The 12,914-nt window shown below is 48.9% G+C and carries 13 protein-coding genes; 10 read left to right on the forward strand and 3 right to left on the reverse strand.

The features are described from left to right. Window positions 1-52 precede the first annotated feature (52 nt). The 5 genes from ACFSDB_RS17320 (at window position 53) to nikC (ending at window position 5,719) form a co-directional block, all read left to right on the forward strand. Window positions 53-1,072: an ABC transporter ATP-binding protein gene (locus ACFSDB_RS17320; protein WP_204893793.1), complete on the forward strand. Its 1,020-nt coding sequence runs from the start codon at window positions 53-55 to the stop codon at window positions 1,070-1,072. After that, window positions 1,047-2,072: an ABC transporter ATP-binding protein gene (locus ACFSDB_RS17325; protein ID WP_204893794.1), complete on the forward strand. Its 1,026-nt coding sequence runs from the start codon at window positions 1,047-1,049 to the stop codon at window positions 2,070-2,072. Before ACFSDB_RS17320 ends, ACFSDB_RS17325 begins: the two co-directional genes overlap by 26 nt. A 29-nt stretch (window positions 2,073-2,101) precedes the next feature. Then, window positions 2,102-3,724, forward strand: coding sequence for an ABC transporter substrate-binding protein (locus ACFSDB_RS17330; protein ID WP_204893795.1), 1,623 nt, complete (start codon window positions 2,102-2,104; stop codon window positions 3,722-3,724). Between the two features lie 84 nt (window positions 3,725-3,808). Then, window positions 3,809-4,813 carry an ABC transporter permease gene (locus ACFSDB_RS17335; RefSeq protein WP_204893796.1) on the forward strand — a complete coding sequence of 335 codons (1,005 nt, stop codon included), beginning with the start codon at window positions 3,809-3,811 and terminating at the stop codon, window positions 4,811-4,813. Window positions 4,814-4,831: 18 nt separating this feature from the next. Beyond that, entirely contained in the window at window positions 4,832-5,719 is an 888-nt protein-coding gene (gene nikC, locus ACFSDB_RS17340) for a nickel transporter permease (RefSeq protein WP_204893797.1), read from the forward strand. Between the two features lie 239 nt (window positions 5,720-5,958). Here the strand turns inward: nikC and ACFSDB_RS17345 are convergent, their stop codons facing one another. Both ACFSDB_RS17345 and ACFSDB_RS17350 read right to left on the reverse strand, forming a co-directional pair. Beyond that, entirely contained in the window at window positions 5,959-7,044 is a 1,086-nt protein-coding gene (locus ACFSDB_RS17345; protein WP_204893798.1) for an FUSC family protein, read from the reverse strand. Window positions 7,045-7,083: 39 nt separating this feature from the next. After that, entirely contained in the window at window positions 7,084-8,370 is a 1,287-nt protein-coding gene (locus tag ACFSDB_RS17350; RefSeq protein WP_204893799.1) for a glutamate-1-semialdehyde 2,1-aminomutase, read from the reverse strand. A 121-nt stretch (window positions 8,371-8,491) separates the two neighbouring features. Between ACFSDB_RS17350 and bcp the strand changes: the two genes are divergently transcribed. The 4 genes from bcp to perR all read left to right on the forward strand — a co-directional run bounded on the left by bcp (window position 8,492) and on the right by perR (window position 11,038). Further along, the gene (bcp, locus tag ACFSDB_RS17355; protein WP_204893800.1) at window positions 8,492-8,968 is read left to right on the forward strand and encodes a thioredoxin-dependent thiol peroxidase; all 477 of its coding nucleotides are present in this window, start codon (window positions 8,492-8,494) and stop codon (window positions 8,966-8,968) included. A gap of 15 nt (window positions 8,969-8,983) precedes the next feature. Continuing rightward, the gene (locus ACFSDB_RS17360; protein WP_204893801.1) at window positions 8,984-9,925 is read left to right on the forward strand and encodes a D-2-hydroxyacid dehydrogenase; all 942 of its coding nucleotides are present in this window, start codon (window positions 8,984-8,986) and stop codon (window positions 9,923-9,925) included. A 2-nt stretch (window positions 9,926-9,927) separates the two neighbouring features. Then, complete coding sequence (locus tag ACFSDB_RS17365; RefSeq protein ID WP_204893802.1) at window positions 9,928-10,479, forward strand: cob(I)yrinic acid a,c-diamide adenosyltransferase; 552 nt, start codon at window positions 9,928-9,930, stop codon at window positions 10,477-10,479. 115 nt (window positions 10,480-10,594) lie between these two features. Further along, window positions 10,595-11,038 (forward strand): peroxide-responsive transcriptional repressor PerR, encoded by a 444-nt coding sequence (perR, locus tag ACFSDB_RS17370; RefSeq protein ID WP_204893803.1) that lies wholly within the window; start codon window positions 10,595-10,597, stop codon window positions 11,036-11,038. Between the two features lie 98 nt (window positions 11,039-11,136). On the opposite strand, the gene ACFSDB_RS17375 is transcribed toward perR, so the two are convergent. Further along, on the reverse strand, window positions 11,137-11,484 hold the full coding sequence (locus ACFSDB_RS17375; protein WP_204893804.1) for a YgzB family protein: 348 nt from the start codon (window positions 11,482-11,484) through the stop codon (window positions 11,137-11,139). 208 nt (window positions 11,485-11,692) lie between these two features. Here ACFSDB_RS17375 and ACFSDB_RS17380 point away from each other — a divergent pair, with 208 nt between their 5' ends. Next, a complete protein-coding gene (locus ACFSDB_RS17380; RefSeq protein WP_204893805.1) occupies window positions 11,693-12,559 on the forward strand; it encodes a nucleotidyltransferase-like protein in 867 nt (288 codons plus the stop codon). Window positions 12,560-12,914 lie beyond the last annotated feature (355 nt).

Genomic DNA, 12,914 nt, shown 5'->3' on the forward strand with positions numbered 1-12,914 from the left:
TATAAACACATAGAATTATCTGAATTCGAAAGATTGCAAAAGGGGTGGCAACTTGGAAGAGAGAAAAAAAGTGCTGGAAGTAAATGGATTGCGAACTTCTTTTTTTACAGATGATGGGGAGATTCCAGCAGTCGACGGCATTGATTTTTACATTCGTGAAGGGGAAGTACTGGGAATCGTAGGGGAGTCGGGATGCGGCAAGAGTGTAACTTCCTTATCGATTATGGGGCTTGTACCAAGTCCGCCGGGAAAAATTACTGAAGGCGAAATTTTATTTCAGAATAAAGATTTAACCAAGTTGCAGGAGAAACAGATGCGGGATGTCCGCGGAAATGACATCGCGATGATCTTCCAGGAACCGATGACTTCCTTGAATCCGCTGTTCACTATCGGAGACCAGCTGCGCGAAGCGGTCAAAATCCACAAACGGGATTGGTCGAAAAAGCAGATTCAGGACCGTGCGGTGGAAATGATGAAACTGGTCGGATTGCCGCGGGCGGAAGACCTGATGAAAGAATACCCTCACCAATTGTCCGGCGGGATGCGCCAGCGCGTCATGATCGCCATGGCCTTGCTATGCGATCCGAAAGTGCTGATTGCGGATGAGCCGACAACGGCCTTGGATGTCACGATCCAGGCGCAGATCTTGAAATTGATTAAGAATCTTAACGAACGCCTGAATACGGCGGTGCTTTTGATCACACATGATCTTGGCGTCGTCGCTGAAACATGCGAACGCGTCATTGTCATGTATGCCGGTAAAGTTGTCGAAGAAGGGCCGGTCCATACCATCTTCAAAGATCCGCAGCATCCTTACACGCGCGGACTTTTGGAATCGGTCCCGGACATGCGCTTTAAAAAAGAGCGGTTGTACTCGATCCCGGGCAACGTTCCGAAACCGGGAACGATCAAGACCGGCTGCAAATTTGCCGCTCGCTGTGAATTTGCTTGGGACCGCTGCATTGCTGAAAGCCCGCCGCTTTATCAGACGGCGGACGATCATCAGACCCGCTGCTTCCTATTCGATCCAAAGGAGGTAGAACACCATGAACGAACCGTTGTCAAAAATTGAAGAGCCGGCGTTGACTAATCAAGAACCGCTTTTAAGGGTGGAGGGGCTGAAAAAATACTTCCCTATCAAGTCCGGCATTTTCGGGCAAGTGAAAAACCACGTCAAAGCGGTGGATGATATTTCCTTCACTGTGAACGAAGGTGAGACGCTCGGCATCGTCGGGGAATCCGGCTGTGGAAAGTCTACGACTGGCCGGATGCTGATGCGGCTTCTTGAACCGACAGAAGGGAAAGTGTTCTTTGACGGCAAGGAGCTGACCAGCATCTCGAATGCCGATATGCGGAAAATGCGCCGGGATATCCAGATGGTGTTCCAGGATCCTTATGCTTCGTTGAATCCGCGCCATACGATCGAAAAGATCTTGATGGAGCCGCTTAATGTCCACAATATCGGCGATCCGAAAGAGCGCAAGCGGAAAGTCCACGAATTCCTGGAAATCGTCGGGCTTAGCAGCTACCATGCGAAACGTTATCCGCACCAGTTCAGCGGCGGACAGCGCCAGCGCATCGGGATCGCCCGGGCGCTGATGACGAATCCGAAACTGATTATTGCAGATGAGCCTGTTTCGGCTCTTGATGTATCGATCCAGGCACAAGTGTTGAACTTGATGCAGGACTTGCAGAAAGAACTGAAGCTTACTTATATCTTCATCGCCCATGATCTTGGCGTCGTGCGGCATATCAGCGACCGGGTAGGCGTCATGTATTTGGGCAATATGGCGGAACTGGCTGACAGTGAATCGCTTTACGAAAAGCCGCTGCATCCGTATACGCAAGCGCTCCTTGGTGCAGTCCCTGTACCGGATCCCGATTTTGTCCGGGAGGAAATCATCATCAAGGGGGATGTGCCGAGCCCGGCGAATCCGCCGAGCGGCTGCCGGTTCCATACGCGCTGCCCATTCAAGATGGATATCTGCGAGTCAGTCGTACCGAAATTCGCAGAAGTTGAGAAAGGTCATTATGTAGCTTGCCATCTTTACGAAGAAAGCAGGCCGCAATGATAATAAATAACACAAATGGAGGGGTCAATTTGAGAAAGAAAAAGTTCTTATCGCTGGCGTTTTTGATGCTTTTATTGGTATCTACAGCTTTGTTCGGCTGCAGTTCCGATAATGCTTCAGAAGGCGACGGAGGAGACAACGGGGAGTCGGGGGAATCTGGAGATCCTAAAGTATTGATCTTTGGGCGCGGAGGCGACTCGGTATCATTGGATCCGATCGCAGTAACTGACGGTGAATCATACAAAGTCACCAAGAACATCTTTGATACATTGGTGAATTTCGGTGAACAGGACACAGAAATCCATCCTGGCCTGGCTTCTGAATGGACAGCTGCTGAAGATGGTTTGACTTACACATTTACGCTGGAAGAAGGCGTGAAATTCCATGACGGCACAGATTTCAATGCTGAAGCTGTTGTGGCGAACTTTGAACGCTGGGCAGGCGGCGACGCTGACCAGTTCCCGTACTACGGTTCAATGTTCGGCGGTTTCGGTGATGAAGAAGGCCACGTAATCGAGTCAGTGACAGCTACTGGCGATTACGAAGTTGAATTCAAGCTGAAACGCCCTCAGGCGCCTTTCTTGAAAAACTTGGCGATGAGCTCATTCGGAATTGCTTCTCCGACTGCATTTGAATCTGCCGGCGACAAGTTCGGCGATGCGCCAGTCGGAACAGGTCCATTCAAGTTCGTAGAATGGAAACGCAATGACTCGATCACAATCGAAAAAAATCCGGATTACTATGTTGAAGGCGAACCGAAGCTTGATCAGGTTATCTTCCGTTCAATTCCGGACAACTCTGCTCGTTTGAATGCATTATTGTCAGGCGAAATCGATTTGGCTGACGGCATTACGCCTTCAGATGCGGAAACGGTGGAAGGCGATGAAAACCTTCAATTGTTTGAACGCCCATCTATGAACGTAGGCTACCTTGGGTTGACTACGACGCGTGAACCGTTCGACGATCCAAAAGTGCGCCAGGCGATGAACCATGCAATCGATAAGCAAGCGATTGTGGATGCATTCTTCCAAGGACGCGGAGAAGTGGCGAAAAACCCGATGCCACCTGTAATCAGCGGCTATAACGATGACATTGAAGGATACGAATACGATCCGGAGAAAGCGAAGCAGCTATTGGCTGAAGCAGGACTTCCAGACGGCTTCGAAATGGAACTTTACGCAATGCCGGTTCCACGCCCTTATATGCCGGATGGCCAAAAAGTAGCTGAAGCAATTCAGAAAAACTTGGCGGATGTCGGCGTAACAGCGAAGATTGTTTCATTCGAGTGGGCAACTTACCTTGAAAAAGCTGCTAACGGGGAAGCGGATGCTTTCTTGCTTGGATGGACAGGCGATAACGGCGATGCGGATAACTTCCTGTATGTATTGCTTGACCAGGACAATATCGGTTCAAACAACTACACATACTATGAAAACCAGGAACTGCATGACCTATTGATCAAAGCGCAAACAGAAGTAGACGAAAATACACGCAACGACCTTTACAAACAGGCACAAGAACTTATCCATGCTGATGCACCTTGGGTCCCTCTTGCCCACTCCACGCCTTTATTGGCTGGCGGCAAGAATGTAATCGACTTCAAAGCGCATCCAACCGGATCGGATAAATTGGCGTCTGTAGATTTAGAGTAGGCATTTCAGGAGGAGAGGTCATACTGATTTCTCCTCTTTTTTTCCTTAAGAATACATAATGCAAGAGATGGAGAGGTGAAGAAGATGCTTCACTATATAGGGCGGCGCTTGCTTCAATTGATTCCAGTATTGCTGGGAATGACGTTCATCGTCTTTCTGATCATCCGGGCAATTCCGGGAGATCCGGCACAAGTCATTTTGGGCCAGCAAGCATCCGAAGAGGCAATCAAAGCGCTTAGGACTACATTGGGATTGGATAATCCCTGGTATATCCAGTATTTCGATTATTTAAAGGGGCTGGTAACAGGGGATCTGGGGCAGTCGCTCCGGACACGGACACCGGTCATGGACGAAGTGTGGCCATATTTGGCTGCAACAATTGAATTATCCGTATTTGCGATGATTATTGCGGTCGTCATCGGCATCAACGCCGGGATCATCTCGGCTTGGTTCCAGAATTCATGGTTTGATTACCTGGCGATGATCATTGCATTGATCGGCGTATCCATGCCGATTTTCTGGCTGGGTTTGATGAACCAGTGGATCTTTTCAATCGAGTTGGGCATCTTGCCGACTACTGGACGTGAAAATGTCCGAGATCCGGTCGATTCCATCACAAACTTCTATATTCTGGATACGATCCTGACTGGCCAATTCGATCAATTGGCGACAGTCCTCAAGCACTTGGTGTTGCCGGGCACTGCACTCGCAACCATTCCGATGGCCATCATTGCCCGTATGACGCGTTCAAGCATGCTTGAAGTGATGCGTTCCGATTATGTCCGGACTGCACGCGCCAAAGGGTTGAAAATGTTCTGGGTGGTCTACAAGCATGCACTTAAAAACGCCATCATTCCGGTGCTGACAATTATCGGACTTCAAATGGGACTGCTTTTGGGCGGCGCGATTTTGACGGAAACGATTTTCGGCTGGCCGGGCATCGGGCGCTATATTTACGAAGCGATCGGCTTCCGGGATTATCCGGTTATTCAATCCGGCATTTTGATCGTGGCATTCATTTTTGTCATGATCAATCTATTCGTCGACTTGATCTACGGCCTCGTGGATCCAAGGATTAAATATGATTAAGGAAGGAGGAAGAGCGTAATGGCTAATACAGTTGCAGGCAAGAATGATGCAGAATTGCAGCAGGTCGCCGGCCCGTGGAAAGAAGCGTGGCGGGGATTCCGGAAAAGCAAGGTAGCCGTTGTCGGAATGGGGATTGTCATTTTTTTCATCCTGCTGGCGATTTTCGGCCCGCTGCTTACACCGCAAGGCATCAATGAACAGAATTTATCTCAGCGCCTTATGCCTCCTTCCGCCGATCATTGGATGGGGACGGATGATTTTGGACGGGATATCTTATCGCGGATTGTTTACGGCGCACGTATTTCCCTTTGGGTCGGATTTCTGGCAGTCGTCGGGTCGGTTGTCGTCGGAAGCATCTTGGGCATCCTGGCAGGTTATTACGGCAAATGGGTGGATACAATCATTTCGCGCATTTTCGATATCATGTTGGCATTCCCGAGCATATTGCTGGCGATTGCAGTTGTCTCGGTCCTTGGGCCGTCGCTGCGGAATGCCTTGATTGCGATTGCCATCATCAACGTGCCGAATTTCGGACGGCTTATCCGCTCGAAAGTGCTGAGCATTAAAGAAGATGAATACATCATGTCGGCAAAAGCGATCGGCATGAAAGATAATCGAATTTTATTTTCCCACATATTGCCAAATTCGATGGCGCCAGTTATTGTTCAAGGGACGCTGGCTATTGCAACAGCTATTATCGAAGCGGCCGCTCTCGGCTTTCTTGGATTGGGGGCGCAGGCGCCTTCGCCGGAATGGGGCAAGATGCTGGCTGATTCAAGGTCGTATTTGACCAATGCACCTTGGACGATGATTTTCCCGGGTATTGCCATTATGTTGACGGTTCTCGGGTTCAACTTGATGGGCGACGGCTTGCGCGATGCACTTGATCCACGCATGAAGTCATAACGAAAAAATGGGGCTGTCTAAAAAGCGCCAAACTAAAGACCGGAGGAGAAAAAGCAATGCTTTTTCTCCTCCGGTCTTTTCTATTTGCTATAAATGACTGCTGGGAATGGAGACGGCGACTCCAGCGGGACAGCGAAGTGCCGAAATCCACTCGGACGCGAGTCCGAGTTAGTTCGGCGCGAGCCCGCGGAAAGCGTCCGCCGCAATGGACAGCGGCCCTTTTAGGACAGCCCCTTTTTTTAAATGGCTTTTTCGATGTCGGATGCAATTTCGTCCGAATGAAAGTTGTGGTAAGAGATGATCAGCAAGTCCAGGTGTTCAAGCTGTTCTTCGTAATCGACTATGGCAGACAAGACGTGCATCAAATGATAAATGGCGAATTCGCTCGCAGCTTGTTCATGGGCTATATTGATCTCTTTTACGAAAACCGCCATCATTTCCTGGCGCTTTTCAGCAGCATCGGCAGCGAATGTTTCACTATGTTCCGGCCGCATCTTGCCGACGTATTTCATGTAAAGCTGTTCGTGATAGCCGGCAAGGCTTTCAAGCCGCTCCTGGACCATCAGATGGAAATGTTCCGGCAGTTCGGTCAGCTCATTTTCAAAGCGGTGGAGCCGCTTCAGGACTTCCAGGCTTTTCTTGGTCGTCATAATCATTTGGCGGTACAGCACAAGTTTCCGTGCTTTTGTATATTGCTGTTTTTTCGTGTAGCTGCGCTCATCCTTATAGAAAGAATACCATTGGTCCACTTTATCCAATTTGTCGCTCAAGCGGTCAATATCTTCTTTCAGTGCCGTATGCGCCGTGGCATGCTGAATGGAGACGCGGATCCATCGGATGACTTCTTCGCTCACCTCATGGATGGAACTGAACAAGCGTGTCTCGTACTTCGGCGGAAGGAAAATCAAATTGACCACAAAAGATGCCAGGATGCCGAGGAGGATGGTGCCGAACCGCAGCGATGCAAATGCCAGGAAGTCGGGTTCGTGCGATTCCATGATGGCAATAATAGTCACCAAGGTCAAAGCCACCGTGCTTTCGAGCTTCAGTTTCAGCATGATGATAATCGCCAGTACGGCGGCCAGTCCGATGGTGAGGTAGTTGGAGCCGAGTGTCAAAACAAAAACGACCGCGATGCCGGCACCAATCAAGTTCCCGTAAATCTGATCGAGTACAGTCAGATAAGAACGGTAAATGGATGGCTGGATGGCGAAAATCGCCGCAATTCCTGCGAAAACCGGCGAAGGGAGCTGCAGTAAGTTCGCTAGAAACAATGCGAATGAAACAGCTATACCGGTCTTGAATATGCGCGCACCTAATTTCATGAACTCATGCACTCCTTTCTTTGAAATTGCGGCATTTTATTACAGCTGGCTGAATGCGTTTCTTACCGCTTCGATCGATGCTTTGACATCTTCCTCGGTATGTTCCGTGGTCAAGAACCAGGCTTCGTATTTTGAAGGGGCGAGATTGATGCCTCCTTCGAGCATCAATTTAAAGAAGCGGCCGAATACTTCACCGTCTGTAGCTTCCGCCTGTTCATAATTCCGGACTTTCTGGTCGGTGAAATAAATCGTCAATGCCCCTTTGAGGCGATTGACGGTAATGGTAACTCCGTGTTCTTCTGCTGCTTTCAAGATGCCTTCTTCCAATTGGCGGCCTAGAGCGTCCATCTTTTCATAGACGCCATCCTGGCGGAGGATCTCCAGACAGGCGATGCCGGCCTGGATGGATGCCGGGTTGCCGGCCATTGTCCCTGCCTGGTAAGCGGGGCCAAGGGGAGCGACCGTATCCATGATCTCTTTTTTGCCGCCGTATGCACCAATCGGCAAGCCGCCGCCAATGATCTTTCCGAGCGCTGTCAAATCAGGCTGCAAGCCGAGCAGGTCTTGTGCGCCGCCATAATGGAATCGGAAAGCAGTGATGACTTCGTCATAGACAATCAATGCCCCTTTTTCGCGGGCAATGCGGTGGACTTCTTCCAGGAAGCCGGGTTCCGGTTCAACGATACCGAAGTTCCCGACGATCGGTTCCACTAAAATGCAGGCAATTTCCGATCCCCAGCGCTCCATTGCTTCGGCATAAGCTGCCGGGTCATTGAAAGGGATCGTTATGACTTCTTCGGCAATCGATTTCGGTACGCCTGCAGAGTCAGGGGTGCCCAAAGTTGCCGGGCCCGAACCTGCAGCGACGAGCACCAAATCGGAGTGGCCATGGTAGCATCCGGCGAATTTCATGATTTTCGTGCGGCCGGTATAGGCGCGCGATACGCGGATCGTCGTCATGACGGCTTCGGTGCCGCTGTTGACGAATCTTACTTTATCCATCTTCGGCATTGCTTCCTTCAGCATTTTGGCAAAGGTGATTTCGTGCCGTGTAGGTGTCCCGTAAAGCAGGCCGGTTTCTGACGCATGGGTGATGGCCTGTGTAATATGCGGATGTGCATGCCCGGTGATGATCGGCCCGTAAGCTGCCAGATAGTCTATGTATTTATTGCCGTCGACGTCCCAGAAATAGGCGCCTTTTGCGCGTTCCATGACGACCGGCGAGCCGCCGCCGACTGCTTTATATGAGCGGGACGGGCTGTTGACGCCCCCGACGATGTGCTGCAGCGCTTCTTCGTGCAGCTGTTCGGATACAGAATGGTTCATGAATGAATGCCTCCCTAGTTGATCTTCTTCCTATTGTAGACAAAATCAATGCCGAACGCCAAAGAAATTGAAACTACCGACCAGGTTAGGTACGATAAGAATAAGAAAAGGAGTGATGGAGATGACGACGTTAGAAGGGCTAGAAGCACCAGATTTCTCAATGAAAAATGAAGCAGGCGAGATGGTTTCGCTAAAGGATTTTGCCGGCAAGAAATATGTGGTGCTGTACTTTTATCCGAAAGATATGACTCCAGGCTGTACGACCCAAGCATGTGATTTCCGGGATGCCGAGAAAGATTTTTCGGAACTGAATGCGGTGATCCTAGGGGTCAGTGCCGATGACGAAAAGCAGCATGTGAAATTCATTGAAAAGCACGGCCTTCCGTTTTCATTGCTGGTGGACGCAGACCACACTGTTTCAGAGGCGTACGGCGTATGGGTGCAAAAGAAAATGTACGGAAAAGAATTCATGGGCATCGAACGCTCTACATTCCTGATTGATCCGACGGGCACCATCGTCAAAGAATGGCGGAAAGTGAAAGTCGAAAACCACATCCAGGAAGTGCTCGAAACCCTGAAAACCATTACAAGCCGCTAAAAGGGGAGAAAGACGATGGAAGTATTGTTTACGTTTATTCCAAAAGAGCATCAGCAAAAACACCTGATCGAGCAATTTCCCGAGGTGCATTTCCACTTTGCATACAAAGACAAAATGCGATTGCCAAGCGCGGATATCCTTGTGACTTACGGAGAAGATTTGGCTGCGGCAGACATTGAATCAGCGGAGAAATTGAAATGGATCATGGTGGCGAGCGCGGGCATTGAAAAAATGCCGCACGCTGCCATCGCAGAGCGGGGGATTATTGTGTCGAACGTGAAGGGCATCCACAAAACGCCGATGACGGAATCGGTGCTGGCCCATCTGCTCGCATTGAAGCGGTCACTGCCATTCATCTATGAGAAGCAGCGTGAAAAACAATGGAACCGCAAAACCGGATCCAGGGAATTGTACGGATCGACAGCGCTGATTCTTGGCCCCGGGGCAATCGGCTCTGAAATCGGCCGCTTGCTTCAAGCGTTCGGGGTACATACCATCGGCTGCAACCGTTCCGGCAAGCAAGCGGAGCATATGGAAAAGATGGTGCGGTTCGACCAGATCCTCGATACCTTGCCGGAAGCGGATGCTGTCATTTCCGTTCTGCCGAGTACGAATGAAACCAAGCATCTTTTAAAGAAGGAGCATTTCCAAGCCATGAAAAAAGATGCGATATTCATGAACTTTGGAAGAGGCGACCTTTTCGAAGATGAGGTGCTTGTCGAAGCGATGGAAAATGGGGAAATCGGCGCGGCAGTGCTGGATGTGTTCAATACCGAGCCGCTGCCGCCTGAGCACCCGTTCTGGGATATGGGTAATGTTGTAATTTCCCCGCATGCATCGAGCCATTCCGGCAAATATGTCGAACGGGCTTTGGAAGTTTTTATTCCGAATTTACGGAAATGGCTGGACGAAGAAAGCGAACCGACAAATCTGGTAAGTCTTGAAAAGGGGTATTGATGATGAAGATTTACACAAAGACGGGCGACAAAGGCACGACTTCGCTCGTATACGGAACGCGCGTAGCCAAAAACGATGCACTTGTAGAAGCTTATGGCACGTGTGATGAAGCGAACTCGGCCATCGGATTTGCCATCAGCCACCTGGCATCGGAATTTTTTGACGAGAAAGAAGAGCTCGGAAAGGTTTTCCATGAAATCCAGACCACGCTGTTCCATGTGGGTGCCGAATTGGCTACGCCTAAAGGCAAAGAAGTGAAATGGCAATTGGCCGAAGCCGATATTACCAAACTGGAACAATGGATAGACCGTTTCGATGACGAAGTGCCGGCGCTTACCAACTTCATCCTTCCGGGCGGGCATCCGGCGGGCGCAGGCTTGCACGTTGCACGCACCGTGGTCAGACGGGCAGAACGCCGGGCCATCAGCATCGGAGAAGGGGTATCGCCGAATGTCATCGCATACTTGAACCGGCTGTCGGATTTCCTTTTTGTTGCGGCACGGTTGATCAATATGCGCTTGGGCAGCCAGGAAAAAACCTTGCACGAACAGTAAGAATGGGGCAATGGAAGCAGGCGATATAGTGATTTCTTGACACCACGGCATATTCTTAGGTACACTAATTATAACGATTACAATGTAAGAATATGTAGAAGTGAGGTGCACAGCGATGTCTGAAGTACAATTAAAAGACGCGCTAGAGGCTCTGAAGTCAACAGGTGTCCGAATCACTCCGCAGCGTCATGCAATTCTGGAGTTCATGATTCATTCAACGACACACCCGACAGCGGATGACATTTATCGCGCGCTTGAACGAACTTTTCCGAATATGAGTGTAGCAACTGTATATAATAATTTGCGTGTGTTCAAAGGGGCGGGGCTGGTCAAGGAATTGACCTATGGAGATTCTTCCAGCCGCTTCGATTTTGTGACACACGATCATTATCACGTTATTTGCAACGATTGCGGCAAGATTGTCGACTTCCATTATCCTGGGCTTGATGAAGTAGAACAACTGGCTTCACATGTCACCGGATTCCAAGTGGACTATCACCGCTTGGAGATTTACGGCACTTGCCAGGAATGTCTCAGCAAGACTGCCCAAGCTCAATAAGGAAAGGACATGGACTCCATGTCCTTTTTTATTTTTACAGACAAAAGAAACCCGTCGGCATAAATAGGCCGACGGGTTTCTTTTTGGAAGCTAATGATTCAGGAATTTTTTTTGTTATAGGCTGTGTCAAACTCTTTTCCTTCAAGAGCAGGGTCCATCGTCAAAGGTTCACGGCAGTGCATGCACATGTCGACGCGGCCGAGCATTTTTGTATGGCGCCCGCAGTTCGGGCATTGCACAGGCACGGTCTTCATCGACAACAAGCCAATCCACGCGTAAACGCCGGTGCTTCCGATGATAGCCACGACGCCAAGGAGCATGAAGACGACCATGACGACCGGTTGATTTCTAAAATATATTCCAACATACATGATGACGATGCCGATGAAGATCAACGCCAAGGCAAATGTACGAATACGATTGATTTTATTTTTATAAGGTTTCATTCGCTCTTTCCTCCTTGCATCCATCATACTATATCACAACCGGCAGAAAAAAGTGATAATGATTCCCTTAAGGAGGAATAGGCAGGAAATATGTCGAAATAGAGAAAAGCATCGGTAGGAATTCCTCCACGACTTTCAAAGAAAGAAGCGGAGAAACGTTTAAAAATTGCTGCAGAAGGTAGATAGATTTGCAAGGAGCTGAAAATAGATGGAACAAATTTTAAGACCGATCTATCAAGAACGCGCCAGCCAGGAAAGTACACTCGGAGTGGTGCTGGTGGAAAAACGGGAGAAGGTTAGCCCGATCACCGATACATTCGATTCAATCTTGTTGATCATTACAAAAGAAAATGAGACTTCTGTTTACACGAAACATTATACTTACTTGGATAAAAAAGCGGCGATGCATATTGTGACAGAGAAGCAATTAAAAAAATGGCTCCTGCTTGGAACCAACCGAAAAATTGTCGATTGGCTGTTCCACGGGCGCATTGTCTACGACCGGAATGAATTCATGGCCAACCTGAAAACAGAATTGAAGGATTATCCGTTCTATGGCAGGAAAATCAAAATGGGGATGGAATTCTCGAAATTGATCCGCCGGTATCTGGAAGGCAAAGTCTTCTTCGAAGGAAAACATTATTTAGATGCCTATCACCATATAGTTGAATCACTCCATCACCTTGCGCGGCTGGCCGTATTGGAGAACGGGCTGCCGCCTGAAGTGACAGTCTGGGCGCAAGTGAAGCAAATGGAACCGGCTATCTATAAACTGTATGAAGAATTGGTGTTGAGCGATGAAGCGCTGGAGAAGCGCCTCGAACTTTTATTTTTGGCGAGCGAGTTTCTGATTCATTCCCGTACCCGGGATGGCGCGCAGCATATCCGGGAAGTAATGGAGCAGAAAGATCGTTGGACGATCCAGGAGCTGCATGAACAAGAAGAGCTGAGAAATTATTCTTCCAATCTTGAAGTGCTCATCGAATTCCTGATTGAAAAAGATTTAATTTCTGTAGAAAATGTCAAAACGAAAAGTGATGAAATCTTCCATCGATATTATTATGTGGAGAGCTGAAACAAAAATATTCCTAAGGAGCAGGCCGGCTTTAAGACCGGCTTGTTCTTTTTTCTTCCTTAGAGTGTTTGGGAGGAGCAGGAAGAAGGCAGCGGCAGGAAGAATGGCTTCAGCCCAGAAGAAAAGTTTTTTAATAATAACCGTTGACACATGAGGGCAAAACATATTATGATAATACACGTCGCTTGGACAGAAACAGTTTTTCGCAATAATAAAAAACGCTTGACTCTTCCAAGAAGCGATGATAAATTAGAGAAGTCGCTTTTACAGGACGCACAACATGAACCTTGAAAACTGAACAGCAAAACGTCAACAAAAATTGTTGAGGCGTTCCGACGCCGAAACAAATTTCTGC

The organism is Planococcus chinensis (genome assembly GCF_042681545.1).
GTDB classification, from domain to species: Bacteria; Bacillota; Bacilli; order Bacillales_A; family Planococcaceae; genus Planococcus; species Planococcus chinensis.

Coding starts and splice junctions, on each gene's coding strand:
- ACFSDB_RS17325 (WP_204893794.1), top strand. CDS start 1,047: ATGAACGAACCGTTGTCAAAAATTGAAGAGCCGGCGTTGACTAATCAA.
- ACFSDB_RS17335 (WP_204893796.1), top strand. CDS start 3,809: ATGCTTCACTATATAGGGCGGCGCTTGCTTCAATTGATTCCAGTATTG.
- nikC (WP_204893797.1), top strand. CDS start 4,832: ATGGCTAATACAGTTGCAGGCAAGAATGATGCAGAATTGCAGCAGGTC.
- ACFSDB_RS17345 (WP_204893798.1), bottom strand. CDS start 7,044: ATGAAATTAGGTGCGCGCATATTCAAGACCGGTATAGCTGTTTCATTC.
- ACFSDB_RS17350 (WP_204893799.1), bottom strand. CDS start 8,370: ATGAACCATTCTGTATCCGAACAGCTGCACGAAGAAGCGCTGCAGCAC.
- bcp (WP_204893800.1), top strand. CDS start 8,492: ATGACGACGTTAGAAGGGCTAGAAGCACCAGATTTCTCAATGAAAAAT.
- ACFSDB_RS17360 (WP_204893801.1), top strand. CDS start 8,984: ATGGAAGTATTGTTTACGTTTATTCCAAAAGAGCATCAGCAAAAACAC.
- ACFSDB_RS17365 (WP_204893802.1), top strand. CDS start 9,928: ATGAAGATTTACACAAAGACGGGCGACAAAGGCACGACTTCGCTCGTA.
- perR (WP_204893803.1), top strand. CDS start 10,595: ATGTCTGAAGTACAATTAAAAGACGCGCTAGAGGCTCTGAAGTCAACA.
- ACFSDB_RS17375 (WP_204893804.1), bottom strand. CDS start 11,484: ATGAAACCTTATAAAAATAAAATCAATCGTATTCGTACATTTGCCTTG.
- ACFSDB_RS17380 (WP_204893805.1), top strand. CDS start 11,693: ATGGAACAAATTTTAAGACCGATCTATCAAGAACGCGCCAGCCAGGAA.